The organism is Cellulomonas aerilata (assembly GCF_007991755.1).
GTDB classification, from domain to species: domain Bacteria; phylum Actinomycetota; class Actinomycetes; order Actinomycetales; family Cellulomonadaceae; genus Pengzhenrongella; species Pengzhenrongella aerilata.
Genome location: NZ_BJYY01000011.1, coordinates 25,278 through 43,585, shown reverse-complemented (window position 1 = coordinate 43,585; position 18,308 = coordinate 25,278). Strand labels below are relative to the sequence as shown.

The 18,308-nt window shown below is 74.5% G+C and carries 15 protein-coding genes; 8 read left to right on the top strand and 7 right to left on the bottom strand.

Going from position 1 to position 18,308, the window contains the following annotated elements; all coding sequences use genetic code 11:
- Nucleotides 1-25 precede the first annotated feature (25 nt).
- The 3 genes from dxs to CAE01nite_RS06890 all read left to right on the top strand — a co-directional run bounded on the left by dxs (nucleotide 26) and on the right by CAE01nite_RS06890 (nucleotide 3,489).
- Entirely contained in the window at nucleotides 26-1,909 is a 1,884-nt protein-coding gene (gene dxs / locus CAE01nite_RS06900) for a 1-deoxy-D-xylulose-5-phosphate synthase (RefSeq protein ID WP_146901960.1), read from the top strand.
- Nucleotides 1,910-1,965: 56 nt separating this feature from the next.
- Nucleotides 1,966-2,565, top strand: a complete 600-nt coding sequence (locus CAE01nite_RS06895; protein WP_146901957.1) for a hypothetical protein — start codon at nucleotides 1,966-1,968, stop codon at nucleotides 2,563-2,565.
- Between the two features lie 102 nt (nucleotides 2,566-2,667).
- Complete coding sequence (locus tag CAE01nite_RS06890) at nucleotides 2,668-3,489, top strand: YcnI family copper-binding membrane protein (protein ID WP_146901954.1); 822 nt, start codon at nucleotides 2,668-2,670, stop codon at nucleotides 3,487-3,489.
- A gap of 111 nt (nucleotides 3,490-3,600) precedes the next feature.
- On the opposite strand, the gene CAE01nite_RS06885 is transcribed toward CAE01nite_RS06890, so the two are convergent.
- Nucleotides 3,601-4,308: a GntR family transcriptional regulator gene (locus CAE01nite_RS06885; RefSeq protein ID WP_146901951.1), complete on the bottom strand. Its 708-nt coding sequence runs from the start codon at nucleotides 4,306-4,308 to the stop codon at nucleotides 3,601-3,603.
- Nucleotides 4,309-4,429: 121 nt separating this feature from the next.
- On the opposite strand from CAE01nite_RS06885, the gene manD reads away from it, so the two are divergent.
- The 3 genes from manD (at nucleotide 4,430) to CAE01nite_RS06870 (ending at nucleotide 8,226) form a co-directional block, all read left to right on the top strand.
- Entirely contained in the window at nucleotides 4,430-5,638 is a 1,209-nt protein-coding gene (gene manD, locus CAE01nite_RS06880; RefSeq protein ID WP_146901948.1) for a D-mannonate dehydratase ManD, read from the top strand.
- Between the two features lie 153 nt (nucleotides 5,639-5,791).
- A complete protein-coding gene (locus tag CAE01nite_RS06875; RefSeq protein ID WP_146901945.1) occupies nucleotides 5,792-7,195 on the top strand; it encodes an MFS transporter in 1,404 nt (467 codons plus the stop codon).
- Nucleotides 7,192-8,226, top strand: coding sequence for an L-idonate 5-dehydrogenase (locus CAE01nite_RS06870; RefSeq protein WP_146901942.1), 1,035 nt, complete (start codon nucleotides 7,192-7,194; stop codon nucleotides 8,224-8,226). Before CAE01nite_RS06875 ends, CAE01nite_RS06870 begins: the two co-directional genes overlap by 4 nt.
- Nucleotides 8,227-8,344: 118 nt before the next feature.
- On the opposite strand, the gene CAE01nite_RS06865 is transcribed toward CAE01nite_RS06870, so the two are convergent.
- The 5 genes from CAE01nite_RS06865 to CAE01nite_RS06845 all read right to left on the bottom strand — a co-directional run bounded on the left by CAE01nite_RS06865 (nucleotide 8,345) and on the right by CAE01nite_RS06845 (nucleotide 14,574).
- The gene (locus tag CAE01nite_RS06865; protein WP_146901939.1) at nucleotides 8,345-10,489 is read right to left on the bottom strand and encodes a 3-hydroxyacyl-CoA dehydrogenase NAD-binding domain-containing protein; all 2,145 of its coding nucleotides are present in this window, start codon (nucleotides 10,487-10,489) and stop codon (nucleotides 8,345-8,347) included.
- The gene (locus CAE01nite_RS06860) at nucleotides 10,486-11,757 is read right to left on the bottom strand and encodes a thiolase family protein (RefSeq protein ID WP_146901936.1); all 1,272 of its coding nucleotides are present in this window, start codon (nucleotides 11,755-11,757) and stop codon (nucleotides 10,486-10,488) included. Before CAE01nite_RS06860 ends, CAE01nite_RS06865 begins: the two co-directional genes overlap by 4 nt.
- A 97-nt stretch (nucleotides 11,758-11,854) precedes the next feature.
- On the bottom strand, nucleotides 11,855-13,126 hold the full coding sequence (locus tag CAE01nite_RS06855; RefSeq protein ID WP_146901933.1) for an HRDC domain-containing protein: 1,272 nt from the start codon (nucleotides 13,124-13,126) through the stop codon (nucleotides 11,855-11,857).
- Nucleotides 13,127-13,219: 93 nt separating this feature from the next.
- Nucleotides 13,220-13,765 carry a helix-turn-helix transcriptional regulator gene (locus CAE01nite_RS18915; protein WP_246131051.1) on the bottom strand — a complete coding sequence of 182 codons (546 nt, stop codon included), beginning with the start codon at nucleotides 13,763-13,765 and terminating at the stop codon, nucleotides 13,220-13,222.
- A gap of 236 nt (nucleotides 13,766-14,001) precedes the next feature.
- On the bottom strand, nucleotides 14,002-14,574 hold the full coding sequence (locus CAE01nite_RS06845) for a DUF3000 domain-containing protein (RefSeq protein ID WP_146902012.1): 573 nt from the start codon (nucleotides 14,572-14,574) through the stop codon (nucleotides 14,002-14,004).
- A 119-nt stretch (nucleotides 14,575-14,693) separates the two neighbouring features.
- On the opposite strand from CAE01nite_RS06845, the gene gnd reads away from it, so the two are divergent.
- Nucleotides 14,694-16,142 carry an NADP-dependent phosphogluconate dehydrogenase gene (gnd, locus tag CAE01nite_RS06840; RefSeq protein ID WP_146901930.1) on the top strand — a complete coding sequence of 483 codons (1,449 nt, stop codon included), beginning with the start codon at nucleotides 14,694-14,696 and terminating at the stop codon, nucleotides 16,140-16,142.
- The gene (locus tag CAE01nite_RS06835) at nucleotides 16,139-17,437 is read left to right on the top strand and encodes a carboxylate--amine ligase (protein WP_371862889.1); all 1,299 of its coding nucleotides are present in this window, start codon (nucleotides 16,139-16,141) and stop codon (nucleotides 17,435-17,437) included. The genes gnd and CAE01nite_RS06835 overlap by 4 nt, the downstream gene beginning before the upstream one ends.
- 109 nt (nucleotides 17,438-17,546) lie before the next feature.
- Here CAE01nite_RS06835 and CAE01nite_RS06830 read toward each other — a convergent pair whose 3' ends face one another.
- Nucleotides 17,547-18,164 (bottom strand): hypothetical protein, encoded by a 618-nt coding sequence (locus CAE01nite_RS06830; RefSeq protein WP_146901927.1) that lies wholly within the window; start codon nucleotides 18,162-18,164, stop codon nucleotides 17,547-17,549.
- Nucleotides 18,165-18,308: the final 144 nt, after the last annotated feature.

The following is an 18,308-nucleotide window of genomic DNA, read 5'->3' as shown; positions in this document are numbered from 1 at the left end:
TCGCCTGACCACGGAGGGACACGTCATGGGGCTCCTGGACCGGATCACCACGCCCGCCGACCTGCGCCGGCTCACCCCTGCACAGGTCGACGAGCTCGCCGACGAGGTCCGCGAGTTCCTCGTGCAGTCGGTCTCCCGGACCGGCGGGCACCTGGGCCCCAACCTCGGGGTCGTCGAGCTGACGATCGCGATGCACCGGGTGTTCGAGTCCCCACGCGACACGATGGTCTTCGACACCGGCCACCAGGCCTACGTGCACAAGCTGCTCACGGGTCGGCAGGACTTCTCCGCCCTGCGCAAGCGCGGCGGGCTGTCCGGCTACCCCAGCCGCGGGGAGTCCGAGCACGACGTCGTGGAGAACTCGCACGCGTCCACCGCACTGAGCTGGGCGGACGGCATCGCCAAGGCGAACGTCGTGCAGGGCCGCACCGACCGCCACGTCGTCGCCGTCATCGGTGACGGGGCGCTGACCGGCGGGATGGCCTGGGAGGCGCTGAACAACATCGCCGAGGGCCACGACCGCCGGCTGGTCATCGTCGTCAACGACAACGGCCGCTCCTACGCCCCGACCATGGGCGGGCTCGCGTTCCACCTCGACACCCTGCGGACCACCCGCGGGTACGAGAGCTTCCTGTCCTGGGGCAAGCGCGCGCTGCACCGCACCGGCATGCCCGGCCGGTTCGCCTACGAGTGGCTGCACGGGCTGAAGAAGGGCCTGAAGGACGTCGTCGCCCCGCAGGGGATGTTCGAGGACCTGGGGATCAAGTACACCGGCCCGATCGACGGGCACGACACCGCCGCGGTCGAGGTCGCGCTGCGCCGGGCGAAGGCGTTCGGCGGTCCGGTCATCGTGCACGTCATGACCGAGAAGGGCCGCGGGTACAGCCCCGCGGAGCAGGACGTCGCCGACCGGTTCCACGCCGTCGGGCAGATCCACCCGGAGACCGGCCTGCCGCTCGCGCCGTCCCGCTTCGGCTGGACGTCGGTGTTCGCCGACGAGATGGTCCGCATCGGCCGTCGTCGTCCCGATGTCGTCGCGATCACCGCCGCCATGCTCGCCCCGGTCGGGCTGGCGCCGTTCGCCGCCGAGTTCCCGACCCGCACGTTCGACGTCGGCATCGCCGAGCAGCACGCGGCGACGTCCGCGGCAGGCATGGCCTTCGCCGGGCTGCACCCGGTGGTGGCCGTCTACGCCACGTTCCTCAACCGTGCGTTCGACCAGGTCCTCATGGACGTCGCGCTGCACCGCGCCGGCGTCACCTTCGTGCTCGACCGGGCCGGCATCACCGGCGACGACGGCGCCAGCCACAACGGCATGTGGGACATGGCCATGCTCTCCGTCGTCCCGGGCCTGCGCCTGGCCGCGCCGCGTGACGAGCCGACCCTGCGCGAGGCGCTGCGGGCGGCCGTGGACGTCGACGACGCCCCCACCGTGGTGCGCTACCCCAAGGGCTCGCTGGTGGACCCGATCCCCGCGCTGGAGACCGTCGACGGCGTCGACGTGCTGGCGCGGGTGGGGGAGCCCGGGGACCCGGAGGTGCTGGTCGTCGGCGTGGGCTCGATGGTGCCCACCGCGCTGCAGACCGCCGACCTGCTCGCCGCGCACGGCCTGCGGGTGACGGTCGTGGACCCCCGTTGGGTCCTGCCCGTGCCGTCCGCGCTGGTCAAGCTCGCCGGGGAGCACGCCCACGTCGTCACGATCGAGGACGGCCTGGTCGACGGCGGCGTCGGCGCGATGCTCGCCCAGCGCTCGCGGGAGGCGGGCGTGGCGACGCCGGTCCAGTCCATCGGCATCCCGCTGGGGTTCCTCGACCACGCCAGCCGCGAGCAGATCGTCGACGGCCTGCGGCTGCGCCCGCAGGACATCGCGCGCGACGTGCTGACCGCGCTGGCCGGCGCCTCGCGCTGACCGCCGGGGCGGCGGGTTTGACGGCTGCTTCACGCGCGCCCGGCACGGTCCTGCCTGTGAGCCGCCCCGTCCCGACCGCGCGCCGGCCGCTGCGCCGCGTGCTCGCGGTGGCTGCGGTGCTGCTCGGCTCCGCCGTCGCGGCGCACGGCGCCGGTGGCGGACCGGCGCCGTCCCTGGGCGCGCTCGTCGTCCCCGCCGGGCTGATGGTGGCCGTCGCGGCGGTGCTGACCGGCGGACGACCTCCGCGCCGCGTCTCGCTCGGCCTGGTGAGCGCGAGCCAGTACGTCGTCCACCACCTGCTGACGGTCAGCGCGTCGCACGCGCACGACCTGGCCGGCGGGACGAGCGCGGCCACGGCGTCCGGTCCGGGCCTCGGGTCGGTGCAGTCGGACGCGGTGATGCTCACCATGCACCTGGCCGCGACGCTCGCGGCGGCGCTGCTCCTCGCGCAGGGCGACCGGGTGCTGGGGTGGCTCGTCGCCGCGGTCCGGCCGGCCTGGCAGCGCTGCGCGGTCACCGTCCACCCGGTGCGCCTGCCGCGCCGGGTCGTGGTCGCGGCGCCGGTCGCCGTCCGCCCGGGACGGTGGTGGGTGAGGGGCCGACCGCGACGCGGACCACCTCGCGGGGTCGGCGTCGCCCTCCTCGTCACCGCCTGACCGGCCCTCGCGCCGGTCACGGCGGTCGTGGCGACGCCTTGTGCCGGAGCCCCGTGCCCGGCCGACGCCGTCCCCCTCCTGTGACCGGAAGAGAGCTCTGCCATGTCCACGTCCCTGAACACCCGCACCCCCCGCACCGCCCGGCGGTTGCCGGCCCTCGCACTCACCGCAACGGCGACCGCCGCGCTGCTGCTCGCACCGGCGTCCGCGGCGTCGGCGCACGTGCGCGTGCTGCCCGACAACACCACCGCCGGCGGCTTCGCGCAGCTGACGTTCCGCGTGCCGACCGAGTCCGACACCGCCGCGACCGTCGGGGTGCGCGTGGAGCTGCCGACCGACACCCCGCTGACGTCCGTGCGGACCAAGCCCGTGCCCGGCTGGACCGCCGTCGTGGAGCGCGGCGCGCTGCCGGCGCCCGTCGACCGGGAAGGCACGACGATCACCGAGGCCCCGACGGCCGTGGTGTGGACGGCCCAGCCGGGTGCCGAGGTGGGCCCCGGCCAGTACCAGGAGTTCTCCATCTCGGTGGGTCCGCTGCCCGAGGCGGGCACCGAGGTGCTCCTGCCGGCGACCCAGAGCTACTCCGACGGGGAGACCGTCCTGTGGTCCGAGGCACCGATGCCCGACGGCTCGGAGCCCGAGCTCCCGGCGCCGGTGCTGGTGACCACCGCCGCGGAGGAGGAGGGCGGCGACCACCACGGCGCCGCACCCGCCGCTGACGGCGGCACGGACGCCGACGAGGCCACGACCGACGGCACGACGGCCGACGCCGCCGCCGGCACGGCGACTGGCACGGCGGCGGGGTCGTCCCGCGACGACACCGGCGCCCGGTGGCTCGGCGGGACCGGCCTCGCGCTCGGTGCGGCGGCCCTCGTGACGGCGGCCGTCCGGCGTCGCCCGGCCGCCCCCGGCACCGCGTCCTGACCGAGGGTCGGCCCGCGGGACGCACCGGCGTCCCGCGGGCCGACCTGCCCGGGCCACGGTCCGGGCCTGCGTCGCGGCGCCGGACGGGGCGCCGGCGTCATGACGGACCGGTCACTCCCACACGGCCACGCTGCGGCGGGTCGGCACCGCCTCCGCGTTGGAGGCGAACAGGTCCGGTGAGCGCTCCCGGACCCGCTGGATGTCGGCGAACACGCGCCGCAGGTGCCCCTGCATGAGGGTGCGGGCCTCCTCGCGCCGTCCGGCGAGCAGGGCGTCGAGGACGTCGGCGTGCTGGGTGATGAACACCTGGGTGGAGGTCTCGCCCAGCCCCAGACGCCGGGCGCGATCCAGGTGCCCCTTGGCGGCCACGACCGTGGGCCAGACGTTCTCGTGCCCGGCGAGCCGCAGCAGCCCGTGGTGGAACGCCTCGTCCAGGCGGAAGAACTCCTCCACGTCGTCGGCAGCGAGGTGCTGCAGGGCGAGGTTCTCGCGCAGGTCCGCCACCGCAGCCGGGTCGGGGTCGGACGGCACGTCCGCCAGGGACGCCAGCTCGACCGCCTCCCGGAGGAACTGCGCGTCCGCGACCCGGTCGGGGTCGACGCGCGAGACGAACGACCCGACCTTGGCGAACACCTGCACCAGCCCCTCCTGCGACAGCAGGATCAGGCTCTCCCGGACGGGGGTCCGGGAGACGCCCAGCGCCGCGGCCAGCTCGTTCTCCGAGAGCGCCGCGCCCGGCGGGAGCTCCAGCGACAGCACGCGGCGCCGCAGCTCGTCGTAGACGGCGCGGCGGCTCGTGCGGGCTGGGGTGGGTGGCACGCGCCCACTGTAGCCAGCGGCCCGGGGTGCGCCAGGGGTTGACGACGTCTTGTGTCATGGGCTTACATACAAGCGCTGTACCGCACCTGCGGGCGGCGCGACAGAGCCGTCCGGAGGAGCCATGACCACGATCGATCGCGCCGAGGTCCTGGTCGCCGGACCGGGGCGCAACTTCGTCACCCTGCGTCTGACGACGTCCGACGGCGTCACCGGGCTCGGCGACGCCACCCTCAACGGGCGCGAGCTCGCCGTCGCCAGCTACCTGCGGGACCACGTCGTCCCGCTGCTGATCGGCCGGGACCCCGCGCGCATCGAGGACATGTGGCAGTACCTCTACCGTGGCCCGTACTGGCGCCGCGGCCCGGTCACCATGACCGCGATCGCGGCGGTGGACACCGCGCTGTGGGACATCAAGGGCAAGGTCGCCGGACTGCCCGTCTACCAGCTCCTCGGCGGCCGGTCGCGCGACGGTGTCATGGTCTACGGCCACGCCAGCGGGGCGGACACGGCGGCGCTGCTGGACGACGTCGCCCGCTTCCAGGAGCTGGGCTACCGCGCCATCCGCGCGCAGGCCGCCGTCCCGGAGGTCGGTGGCACGTACGGGGTGCGCAAGGGCGCCATCTACGAGCCCGCCGCGAGCGCCCTTCCGGACGAGCAGCCCTGGTCCACCGAGGCGTACCTGCAGTTCGCGCCGACGTACCTGCGGGCCGTCCGGGAGAAGCTCGGGTTCGGCTTCCACCTGCTGCACGACGTCCACCACCGACTCAGCCCGCTGGAGGCCGCGCAGTTCGGCAAGAGCGTGGAGGACGTCCGGCTGTTCTGGATGGAGGACCCCACGCCGGCGGAGAACCAGGAGGCGTTCCGCCTCATCCGCCAGCACACCACCACGCCGATCGCGGTCGGCGAGGTGCTCAACAGCATCTGGGACGTGCAGCACCTCATCACGAACCAGCTGATCGACTACGTGCGCACCACGGTCGTGCACGCCGGCGGGATCACCCACCTGCGTCGCATCTTCGACCTCGCGGCGCTCTACGGGGTCCGGACCGGCTCGCACGGCGCCACGGACCTCTCACCGGTCACCCTTGCGGCGGCCGTCCACCTGGACCTCACCGTGCCGAACTTCGGCATCCAGGAGTACATGGAGCACGCGCCGGAGACCATGGAGGTCTTCCGGAGCGCGGTCCGCCTCACCGACGGCATGCTGGATGTCGGCGAGGTACCGGGGCTGGGCGTCGAGTACGACGAGAAGGCCGCCGAGCGCTTCCCGTACGAGCCCCGCTACCTGCCGGTCGCCCGTCGCCTCGACGGCTCCGTGCACGACTGGTAGCCACGCCGGGCCTCGCGCCCGAGCCGTCGTCCGTCCCGTCCACCCGGGTCCCGCGTGCGCACCCCTGTGCCCGCACCAGACCTGTCCTCCGCTCGCGGGCCCCGCGAGCGAGCCAACGCATCGTCCGCGAGCCGCGGAGCAAGGGAGCACACGATGACGCAGGACCACCTCACCGCCCCGACACCCGCACCACACCACGGTCCGGCCGAGCGCACGACCAGCGACCTGAGGAAGGCCGCCGTCTCCGGCTGGCTGGGCACGGCCATGGAGTTCATGGACTTCCAGCTGTACTCGCTGGCCGCGGCGATCGTCTTCAACGAGATCTTCTTCCCCGAGATCGACCCGGCCGTCGGGCTGATCGCGGCCATGGCCACCTACGGCGTCGGGTACGTGGCCCGCCTCGCCGGGGCGATCTACTTCGGACGCATGGGCGACCGCATCGGTCGCAAGAGGGTCCTCTTCCTCACCATCGCGCTCATGGGGGCGTCGACGACGCTGATCGGCGTCCTGCCCACCTACGCCCAGGTCGGGCTCCTCGCGCCGATCCTGCTCGTCGTCCTGCGCCTGCTCCAGGGCTTCGGGGCAGGAGCGGAGATCGCCGGCGCCACCACGATGCTCGCGGAGTACGCACCCGTCAGGAAGCGCGGCGTCATCGCGTCGCTGGTCAGCCTCGGGACGAACACCGGCACGCTCGCCGCCACCGGCCTGTGGGCGATCCTGCTCGCGGTGCTGACGGAGGACCAGCTGCTCTCGTGGGGCTGGCGCCTGCCGTTCCTGTTCAGCTTCGTCCTGATGATCTTCGCGATCTGGATCCGGACGCACCTGAAGGAGAGCCCGGTCTTCGAGAACCGTGCCGACGTCACGGACGAGGGCGTCGCCCTCACCCGGGCCCAGCTCGAGGCCGCCGCGGCCAAGGAGAAGGACGCGAGCGTCCTGGAGGCCGCGCTCAAGCAGCGCAAGGGTCGGTCCTTCTTCATCGCCCTGGGTCTGCGGTTCGGTCAGGCCGGCAACTCGGGCCTGATCCAGACCTTCCTGGTCGGCTACCTCGCCACCACGCTGCTGCTGGACCGCAGCATCGCCACCAACGCGATCCTCATCAGCTCGGTCGTCGGGTTCGCCACCGTGCCGATCGTCGGACTGCTCGGCGACCGGTTCGGACGCCGCCCGATCTACATGGCCCTCACCGCGATCTCGGCCGTGCTGGCCTTCCCCCTGATCAACCTCATCCAGCAGGGCAACACGGTCGCGCTGACGATCTCCATGATCCTGCTGCACAACCTGGCGGTCCTCGGCCTGTTCTCGCTGGAGAGCGTCACGATGGCCGAGCTGTTCGGCGCCCGGACGCGATTCACCCAGCTCGCGCTCTCCAAGGAGATCGGCGGCATCCTGGCGACCGCCATCGGTCCGATCGTCGCCGCGGGCCTGACCGCGGCGACCGGCTCCTGGTGGCCGATCGCCGCGATGCTCGTCGTGTACTCGCTCATCACGCTGGTCTCGGCCGCCGTGTCGCCCGAGGTCCGTGGCCGCGACCTGGTCCGGCTCGAGGACGCGGTATGAGAGCCGTCGTCGTCCACGGCGCGGACGACCTGCGCGTCGACGAGGTCCCCGACCCCACGCCGGGGTCGGGGGAGGTCGTGGTCGCCATGGAGTGGGGTGGGATCTGCGGGTCCGACCTGGCGTACTGGCGCCACGGCCGCTCGGGTACCGCGGTCCTGCGGCACCCGATGGTCCTCGGGCACGAGGTGGCCGGTCGGGTCGCGGTCCTCGGGACGGGCGTGCGAGGACTGGAGGTGGGGCAGCCGGTGACGTTCCAGCCGGCGCAGCTCGTGGGCGACGGCGTCCTGCCCGACCGCCTCGCCGGACGCTCCAACCTCTACCCGCAGGTCCGGTACTTCGGGTCCGCCGCCCTCGACCCGCACACCGACGGGGGCTTCAGCGAGCTCCGGGCGGTCCGGGCCGAGCAGGTCCGGCCGCTGCCGGACGGCGTCGACACCCGGCGCGGCGCGCTCGCCGAGCCGCTCGCGGTCGCCCTGCACGCCGTCGGCCGGGTCTCCGACCTGACGGGACGCACGGTGCTCGTGAACGGCGCGGGGCCGATCGGGTCGCTGGTCGTGGCGGCCGCCAAGTTCGCCGGCGCCGGCACCGTGATCGCGGCCGACGTCGCCTCGTCCTCGCTCCTCGTCGCCAAGGCGATGGGGGCCGACGACGTCGTGGACGCCTCGGTCGACCCGCTCCCGCAGGACGTCGAGCTCGTGTTCGAGGCGTCCGGGGCGCCGGCCGCGCTGGGTGCCGTGCTGCGTGCGACGGCCAAGGGCGGCACGGTCGTCCAGGTCGGCAACCTGCCCGGCACGGCCGCGTCCGCGGTGCTCGGGGACCTGGTCACGCGCGAGCTCACCTGGATCGGCTCGTACCGGTTCTCCGAGGAGGTGGACGACGCGATCGCCGCCCTCGCCGCCGGGCTCGACGTGGACCCGCTGATGACCCACACGTTCGACCTCGACGACGCCGCGGAGGCCATGCGGGTGGCGGGGGACCGGTCCACCGGCAGCAGCAAGGTGATGCTGCGGCTCGGGTCCGGTACCGCCTGACGTCACCGTCCGAGATCGCCCGGCCGACATCGCCCGGCCGGCGCCCCGGGCGGTGACGTCCGGGCAGGTGTGACGACGGCCCGCCGACCACCGGGGTCGACGGGCCGTCGGGCGAAGGTCAGCGGGGGACGTCCGCGACGCCCGGCGCCAGCAGCCGGCGCCCCAGGACGCGCTGGGAGTACCCGGAACGGTCCAGGTACGGCGTCAGGCCGCCCAGGTGCAGCGGCCACCCGGCGCCGAGGATCATCGCCAGGTCGATCTGGTCGGCGGACCCGACGACGCCCTCGTCGAGCATCAGCCCCACCTCCTCGGTCAGGCCGGCCAGGACCGCGTCCAGGACTCCGGCCCCGTCCAGCGCGCCGGGAGGGCCGGGCTCGCCGAACACGTCCTGGATCGCCGGGTCGACGCCGTGCTCCGCGCCCCGGCCGTCCGGCTCCGGGACGACCCGGCGACCCTCGCGCGCCAGGCGGTCGAGCCCGGGCGACAGCGGGTAGCGGTCACCGAGGTCCTCGTGCAGCGACCCCAGGACGTGCAGCGCGACCGGGAGCCCGACGAGCTGGATGAGCGCGAACGGGCCCATCGGGAGCCCGAGCGGGCGCAGGGCGACGTCCGCGACGGTGACCGGGGTCCCGCCCTCCACGGCCGCCGCGACCTCGGCGAGCATCCGCAGCAGGAGCCGGTTGACCACGAACCCGGGCCGGTCCGCGACCCCGACGGCGGTCTTGCCCAGTGCCTTGGCCACCGCGAACGCCGTCGCCACCGCCTCGTCACCGGACGCGGGCGTGCGGACCACCTCCACGAGCGGCATCTGTGCGACCGGGTTGAAGAAGTGCAGGCCGACGACCCGCTCGGGGTGGCGCAGGTGGGCCGACATCTGCGCGACGGACAGCGCCGAGGTGTTCGTCGCCAGGACCGCGCGCTCCGCGACGACGTCCTCCAGCTCGGCGAAGACGCGCTGCTTGACGGCGAGCACCTCGGTGACCGCCTCGACCACGAGGTCGGCGCCCGCCAGGGCGTGCAGGTCCGTGCTGACCGTGACGGACGCCAGGATGCGGTTGGCCTCGCTCGGCGAGATCCGCCCCTTCGCGGCCATGCCGTCCACGAGCGTCCTGATGCCGGCGAGCCCGGCCGCGACGCGCTCGTCGTCGAGGTCGCGCAGCGCGACGGGGACCCGCAGCCGCCGGGCGACGAGGACCGCCAGCTGACCGGCCATGAGTCCTGCGCCGACGATCCCGACCGACCGCACGGGGACCGCCAGCTCCTCCGCGGGTGCGCCGGCGGGCTTGCGGGCCCGGCGGGTGGTCAGGTCGAACGCGTAGAGCCCGGCGCGCAGCTCGTCGGACATGATCAGCTCGGTGAGCACGTCGTCCTCGGCCGCGAACGCGGTGTCACGGTCGGCGGTGCGGGCCGCGGCCACGAGCTCCAGCGCGCGGTACGGGGCCTGCCTGGCGCCGTGCAGGCGCGCGTCCAGCCGACGCCGGGCGCCCGCGACGGCCGCGTCCCAGGTCGCCTCGTCGTCCAGCGGCGCCCGGGGGACGACGAGGTGGCCGGCGAGGACGTCGGCGGTCCACACGATCGACTGCTCGAGGAAGTCCGCCGGCTCCAGGACGGCGTCCACCAGGCCCAGCTCCAGGGCCTCGGCGGCGGTGGTCATCCGGTTGTTGGCGAGCGGCCGGGTCACGATGAGCTCGAGCGCGCGCTGCACCCCGACGAGCCGGGGGAGCAGGTAGCACCCGCCCCACCCCGGGACCAGGCCAAGGAATGTCTCGGGCAGGGCGAGGGCGGTCACCGCGGCCGAGACGGTCCGGTAGGTGCAGCCGAGCGCGAGCTCGAGGCCGCCGCCGAGGGCGACGCCGTTGACGTAGGCGAACGTCGGGACGTCCATCTCCCCCAGCAGCCGGAACGTGGCGTGCCCGAGCTCGGCCAGCGCGCGGGCGTCCCGCGCGTCGGTCATCGTCGCGGTCGCGGTCAGGTCCGCCCCCGCGGCGAGGTAGACGGGCTTGCCGGTGACGGCGACCGCGGCGAGCTCCCCGCGGGCGGCGCGTGCCTGCAGGCCGAGCAGAGCCTCGCGGAGCCCGGCGAGGCCCGCCGGGCCGAGCGTCGTGGGCTTGGTGTGGTCCAGGCCGTTGTCGAGGGTGACCAGCGCCAGCGTCCCGGCGCCGCCGGGCAGCTCGACGTCGCGCACGAGCGCCCGGGTGACGCGCTCGGGGCGGGCGGCCTGGCCGGGGGCGGCCGCGTCGGCGGGCCGGGCGGTCGTCGTCATCGCTGCTGCTCCTGCGCGGTGGTGGGGGTGGCCGAGGTGGCGGGCGCGAGGCCGTCGTAGTCGCGGTGGTGCGGGTTCTCCCAGATCACGGTGCCCCCCTGGCCCAGCCCCACGCACATCGTCGTCAGCCCGTACCGGACGTCGGGACGCGCGGCGAAGTGGCGGGCGAGCTGGGTCATCAGCCGCACGCCGGACGACGCCAGCGGGTGCCCGACGGCGATCGCGCCGCCGTCGGGGTTCACGCGCGGGTCGTCGTCGGCGATGCCGAGGTCGTCCAGGAACGCCAGCACCTGCACCGCGAACGCCTCGTTGACCTCCAGCAGGCCGATGTCGTCGATGGTCAGCCCGGCCCGGTCGAGCGCCTTGCGGGTGGCGGGCACGGGCCCGAGCCCCATGACGGCCGGGTCGACGCCCGCGTAGGCGAACGTCACCATCCGCATCCGGGGCGCCAGGCCCAGCTCCTCGGCGGTGTCCTCCGCGGCGAGCAGGCAGCTCGCGGCGCCGTCGGTGAGCGGTGCGGACGTCGCCGCGGTGACCCGCCCGCCGGCGCGGAACGGCGTCGGCAGGCCCCGGACGGCGTCGAGCGTCGTGCCCGGGCGCGGCGGCTCGTCCGCGGTCGCCAGGCCCCAGCCGCGCTCGGGGTCGCGGGTGGCGACGGGGACCAGGTCCGCGGTGATCCGTCCGGCGGCGAGGGCGGCGGCGAACCGCGCCTGGCTGGTGACCCCGTAGGCGTCGGCCCGCTCACGGGTGAGGGCGGGGTAGCGGTCGTGCAGGTTCTCCGCGGTCCTGCCCATCGCCAGCGCGTCGGCGCCGACGAGGCGCTCGGAGGCGAACCGCGGGTTCGGGTCGGCGTCGAGACCCATCGGGTGCCGCCCCATGTGCTCGACCCCGCCGGCCAGGGCGACGTCCTGCGCGCCGAAGCCGATCGCGCCCGCGGTCGTGGTGACGGCGGTCATCGCGCCGGCGCACATGCGGTCGATCGCGAACCCCGGCACGGAGCGGGGCAGCCCGGCGAGCACGCCCACCGTGCGGCCGAGCGTCAGCCCCTGGTCGCCGGACTGCGTGGTGGCGGCGATCGCGACCTCGTCGACGCGCTCGGGCGGCAGCTGGGGGTGCCGGCGCAGCAGCTCGCGGACGGTCCTGACGGCGAGGTCGTCGGCGCGGGTGTGCGCGTACAGGCCGTCCGGACGGGCACGGCCGAACGGCGTGCGGACGCCGTCGACGAAGACGACGGGTCGGACGGTGGGGCGCGACGACGCGGAGGGCATCGGATCTCTCCTCGGGTGGACGACGGTGTCCTGCGCCCGCCGGAACCGCGGGCCGACCGCCGACGCTACCCGCGCTCGCGCGCGCCGTCAGCCGAAGTTACTGCTCGGTAACCCAAGTGGCGGCCAGAGCCGGCGCGACGAGGCCGACCTGCCAGGGCCGCGCCCCGCCGGCCGCGAGGAAGGCGGCGATCGAGTCGACGTCGAGCTCGCCGGGCGGCGTCCAGCACAGCCGGCGCAGCAGGTCGGGCTGGAGCAGGTTCTCCACCGGCACCGTGTGCTCGGCGGACAGGGCGGCGACGACCTCCCGCGCCGCGGCCAGCCGGGCGGCGGCGTCCGGGTCGCGCTCGGCCCAGGCCCGCGGCGGCGGCGGGGCGTCGCTGCGCGGCCCGCGGACCGACGGCAGCTCGCGGTCGGGGGTGGCCAGACCGCGCTGGATCGCGGCCTGCCACACTGTGATCCGGCGTCGGGCGCCCTTGCCGGAGAAGGCGGGCAGCGCGGTCAGCGCCTCGACCGACCGCGGCAGGGCCTGCGCGGCGGCGACGATCGCGGTGTCGGGCAGGACACGGCCGGGGGAGATGTCGCGCTCGCGCGCGTTGCGGTCGCGCGCCTCCCACAGCTCGCGGACGACGGCGAGGCGGCGGGCGTCGCGCAGCGCGTGCACGCCGGACACGCGGCGCCACGGCTCGACGCGCGGAGGCGCCGGCGGCGTGAGACGCACGGCCTCGAACTCCTGCGCCGCCCACTCCGCCTTGCCGGCGACGGCGAGCCGCTCGGCCATCACCTCGCGGAGCTCCACCAGCACCTCCACGTCGAGGGCGGCGTACCGCAGCCACTCGACGGGCAGCGGCCGGGTCGACCAGTCCACCGCGGAGTGCTCCTTGGCGAGGCCCAGGCCGAGCAGGTCCGCGACGACGGCCGCGAGGCCGACGCGCTCCAGCCCGAGCAGGCGGGCGCCCAGCTCGGTGTCGAAGACCCGGCTCGGGCGCATGCCCTGCTCCGCGAGGCCGGGCAGGTCCTGCGACGACGCGTGCAGGATCCACTCCACCCCGACGAGCGCCTCGGAGAGCCCGGACAGGTCGGGCAGCGCGATGGGGTCGATGAGGGCGGTCCCCGCGCCTTCCCGGCGCAGCTGGACCAGGTAGGTCCGCTGGCCGTACCGGTAGCCCGAGGCCCGCTCGGCGTCGACGGCCACGGGCCCCGTGCCGGCCGCGAACGCCTCGACGACCGCGGCGAGCTCCTCGGGGGTCTGGGTGACCGGCGGGACACCCCCGACCGGCTCCACGAGCGGCACCACCGGGGACGTCGGCGCCTGGGGCTCGAGCGTCTCGTCGGTGAGCTCGGTCGTGACGGTCGACTGATCGGGCTCCATGGGGCCACCGTATGGCGTCGGCAGACGCCCGTCCGCCGGACCCGCGCAGGGGTCACCCACGGCGTGACCGGGGTCACGCCGTGGGTGGACAGATCAGGCGATCTTGCCGGCCCGGATGACGATGGCGACCAGCTCGGCCCGGTCGCCCGTCCCCAGCTTGCGGGAGATCCGCGCGAGGTGGCTCTTCACGGTGAGCGCGGACAGGCCGAGCTCCTCACCGATGCGACGGTTGGTGCGTCCGGCGGCGACGAGCTCGAGGACGCCGATCTCGCGGGCGGTCAGGTCGGGCAGCTCCGGAGCCGGGGCGGCCTCGGGCTCGGGCTCCGGCGCCGGGGCCGCGGGCGCTGCCGCGGTGCGGGCCTGCAGCGCCGCCAGACGGCGCGGGTCGGCGGTGACGCCGCCGCGGACGCCGCCGGCGAGGAGCTGGACGAGGTCACGGCGTGCGGCGTGGCGGGCCAGCAGGATGACCCGGGTGGAGCCACGGCGACCGAGGTTGTTCACCAGGGTCTCCCCGCCACCCTCGGCGAGCTCGTTGACGACGATGCACATGGGTCCGGTCGACCCGGGCCGGCGCACGGGGGAGACCGGAGCGACCGTGCGCTCGGCATGGGCGGTGGTGCGCAGGGTCTCGATGGTCACGGCTGTTCACTTTCCGAAGGAAGGGGCGTTTCTCTCTCCGGTGATATCGGACCGAAACGGGTATTCCTTGAGGATTTCGCGGGAGGTCGTGTGCGGGTGAAGCCGAGCTGCGGCGCCGGCCCGCCCGGAGGCGCGACGACGCCCCTGATCGACGCCTGACCTACCCGCGATCGCTGCTCGCTACGAGGACGGCGCGCGCTGCGCGGTGCTCGCTCGGCCGCGACCGCGGCCGGGTGTCAGCGGCGTCGGCCCAGGACCGAGACGCCGTCGGGCATGGGCGGCAGGCCCGCTGTGGTGCACAGCAGGGTCCCCCAGGCGGTCAGGTGCGGCTCGAGGTCGGCGTCCTGCGGCGTCCACGACGCGCGCAGCTCCACCTCGACCTCGTCGGGCCTGTCGGCCAGCGCACCGAAGCTCTGCGACAGCACCCGTGTGACGGTGCCGCCGGCGGCGTGCGGGACGACGCCGTTGGCGCCCAGGGCGTCGGTGAACCAGGTCCAGGCGACCTCGGCCAGGAGGGCGTCGGCCGCGAGCTCGGCCTCGAGGTTCGCGCGGACCAGCGTGACGACCCGGAAGACGCCGTCCCAGGCCTCCTGCCCGGCCGGGTCGTGCAGGACGACGAAGCGTCCCGACGCCAGGCCCTCCTCGGCGCGCGGCAGGCGCACCTCGGCGGTCAGCGCGACCGAGAACGGGGCGATCCGGCCCGGCCCCGGGACCTCCTCCAGGTGCACCTCGGGACGCAGCCGTGCCGCACGCAGCGTGTGCAGGGCGCGCACGAAGTCCGCGGGGACGTCGCCCTGCCCGGTCGTCATCACGCACGCGAGCGTACGGGCGCCCGCGGTCCGTCCCGGGATGTGGCGCGCCGGTCGGGGGTGTGCGCCCGCCGATAGGCTCGCACCGACGAGTCCCCCCGACGAAGGAGCTGCGACCCATGCCCGGAACTGAACCCGGAACTGCACAGATCGGTGTGACGGGTCTGGCCGTCATGGGCCGCAACCTGGCTCGGAACTTCGCCCGGCACGGGTACACGGTCGCGGTGCACAACCGCTCGAACTCCAAGACCCAGTCGCTGGTCGCCGACCACGGCCACGAGGGCACGTTCGTGGCGTCGGAGTCCATGGCGGACTTCGTGGCGTCGCTCGAGCGCCCCCGCAAGGTCGTCATCATGGTGAAGGCCGGCGGCCCCACGGACGCGGTCATCCAGGAGCTCATCCCGCTGCTGGAGCAGGGCGACATCGTCATCGACGCCGGCAACGCCCACTTCCCCGACACCATCCGCCGCGAGAACGAGCTCAAGGCGCACGGCCTGCACTTCGTCGGCTCGGGCGTGTCCGGCGGCGAGGAGGGCGCGCTGAACGGGCCGTCGATCATGCCCGGCGGCTCGCGCGAGTCCTACACGACGCTCGGCCCGATCCTGGAGGACATCTCCGCCAAGGTCGACGGCGTGCCGTGCTGCACGTACATCGGCCCGGACGGCGCCGGCCACTTCGTCAAGATGGTGCACAACGGCATCGAGTACGCCGACATGCAGCTCATCGCCGAGGCGTACGACCTGCTCAAGCAGGGCCTCGGCGCGAGCGCGGCCGAGATCGGGCAGATCTTCGCCGACTGGAACACCGGGGACCTGGAGTCCTTCCTCATCGAGATCACCGCCGACGTGCTCGCCCACGTCGACGCGGCGACCGGGCAGGCGTTCGTCGACGTCATCGAGGACCGCGCGGAGCAGAAGGGCACGGGCCGCTGGACGGTGCAGAACGCCCTCGACCTCGGGGTGCCGATCACCGGCATCGCCGAGGCCACGTTCGCCCGTGCGCTGTCCGGGTCCGTGCCGCAGCGCACCGCCGCCGTCGGCGTGCTGCCGGCGCACACCGCCGACTGGGACGTCAAGGACCGGGACGCATTCATCGAGGACGTCCGGCTCGCGCTGTACGCGTCGAAGGTCGTCGCGTACTCCCAGGGCTTCGACCAGATCGCCGCGGCGTCGGCCGAGTTCGGCTGGGACATCGACCGTGGCGCGATGGCGCGCATCTGGCGCGGCGGCTGCATCATCCGGGCGCGGTTCCTCAACCGCATCACCGAGGCCTACGAGCGCAACCCCCAGCTGCCCCTGCTGCTGGCGGACGAGTACTTCACCGGCGCTGTCGGCAACGGCGTCGCGGCGTGGCGGCGGATCGTGGCCGGTGCGGCGCAGAACGGCGTCCCGGTCCCGGCGTTCTCCTCCTCGCTGGCGTACTACGACGGCGTCCGCGCCGAGCGGCTGCCGGCCAACCTCATCCAGGCGCAGCGCGACTTCTTCGGGGCGCACACCTACCGCCGGGTCGACCGGGCGGGCACCTTCCACACCGAGTGGACCGGCGACCGCACCGAGACCGCTCAGTGAGCTCGGCCGCACCCGGTCCGGCCTCCGCGGGCGCGGGCTCCGGACCGGGCGCGCCGCCGGACCTCCCGCTCCAGCCGGTCATGCTCGGCGCCGACATCGGCGTGTACGCCCTGGCGCGCGCCTTCCACGAGGCCTACGGCGTGCGGTCGATCGTCGTCAGCGGGGCCGCGCTGGGCCCGGTGGCGCGCTCGCGCATCATCGAGAACGTGCTGCTGGGACCGGGCGCGTCCCCGCAGGAGATGGTCGACCGGCTCGTCACGCTGGCGGGGGAGCACCCCGGCAGGCGCCTGGTGCTGATGGCGAACTCCGACTGGCTCGTGCGGGTCGTCGTCCGGCACCGCGAGCAGCTCGAGCCCCACTACGTCGTGCCGTTCCTGTCGCAGGACCTGCTCGACCGGATCTCGGACAAGGCCGTGTTCGCCGAGATGTGCGCCGAGATGGACATCTCGGTGCCCCGGACGATCGTCCAGGACTTCGCGCGCGCGGCCGACGCCGGCTGGGCCCCGGTCCCCGTGGACCTGCCGTACCCGCTGATCGCCAAGGCGGCCAGCAGCGCGGACTACCAGGACGTGCACTTCGAGGGCAAGAAGAAGGTGTTCGAGATCGGCACCCCGGCCGAGCTCGACGCGCTGTGGACGTCGCTGCGCGGGGCGGGGTTCCGCGGGCGGTTCGTCGCCCAGGAGCTCGTCCCGGGCGACGACACCCAGATGCGGTCCATCACCGCGTACGTCGACTCCGCCGGGACGATCACGCTCCTGTGCTCGGCGCACGTGCTGCTCGAGGAGCACACGCCGTCAGGTCTGGGGAACCCGGCCGCGATGGTGACCGGACGGTTCGACGAGATGCTCGAGCAGGCGCGCCGGTTCCTGACCCGGACCGGCTACGTCGGGTTCGCCAACTTCGACGTCAAGGTTGACCCGCGGGACGGGGCGTTCCGCTTCTTCGAGGTCAACCCGCGGATCGGCCGCAACAACTACTACGTGACGGCGGCCGGCGCGAACCCCGTGCGGTTCCTCGTCGAGGACCGGGTCCACGGGCGGGCGGTGGAGCCGGTGGTCGTCGACCGCGAGGTGCTGTACTCGATCCTCCCGCACCGCCTGCTGCTGCGGTACGTGCGCGAGCCGGCGCTGCGGGCGAAGGTCCAGGGGCTGATCCGGTCCGGCGCGGTGGCCCACCCGCTGCGGTACCCGGCGGACGGGTCCGTCCAGCGGCGGGCGTACGTCGCCGCGGCCCTGCTCAACCAGGTGCGCAAGTTCCGGACGTACTACCCCGAGCCGACCGCGACCGGGTTCTGAGCCGGCTGCGGGGGCGACCGTGGTCGCCCCCGCAGCCACGGTCCGACCGAGCACCGGGCCGCCTGTCCGGCCGGTCCCGCCGCGCCTCGGTGCGCAGGACCGCCGGACCCTACGTGTGGCGTGGCCTGACGACGATCGTCGTCGTGCTGTGGAGATCGAGCGGCGCGTCCAGGTACTCGCCGCGGCTGTGGATGACGATCTCGTGGGTACCCGGCTGCAGACCGCGGACCGTCGCCACCCAGCCGTGGCCCACCGCCAGGCCCCTTCGGGCGTCACCGGTGAGACCGAACACGTTCGCCGCGGGCAGTCCGATCCGGAGGGGTCGCGTGGTGACCTCGGTGAGAGGCAGCGGCGCTCCGTCCAGGGTCGCTTCGACGGTGACGCCGGCGTCGATCCTCGCCGCGCAGGCACGCAGGTCGGCCTTGTCGGCGCCGAAGTAGTCGGTCCCTGCTTCGAAGGTGCTGCACTCCGAGCTCCAGGCGGCGACGAAGATCTTCGTCCCCTCCTCGACCGTGCACGTGAGCTCCTCACGGAGGCCGCCGAACGGCGCGACCGTTCGCCCGCGCAGGTCGACGCACGGGTCACCCTCGAGGACCGGGTTCTGCGCCGCGCCGCCCGGCGTCTCGAGCACCGACGACCACAGCTCCGCCAACCGGCTCTCCAGCCCCCCGGTCGGCTGCGCCACTGCGGGCGCCGCTGCGAGGAACATCGCGAACGCGCCGGTCACGACAATGCGTAGAGCACGCCACATCGGACACCTCCCGGTCGGCCGCGGGAGCGGGACACGTACCGCTGATACCAGCGCCCGCGCGTGCGGGAGGTCCTCACCGTCGAGCCGGTTCCCCGCACCTGGCACCCTACGACCCGAGTC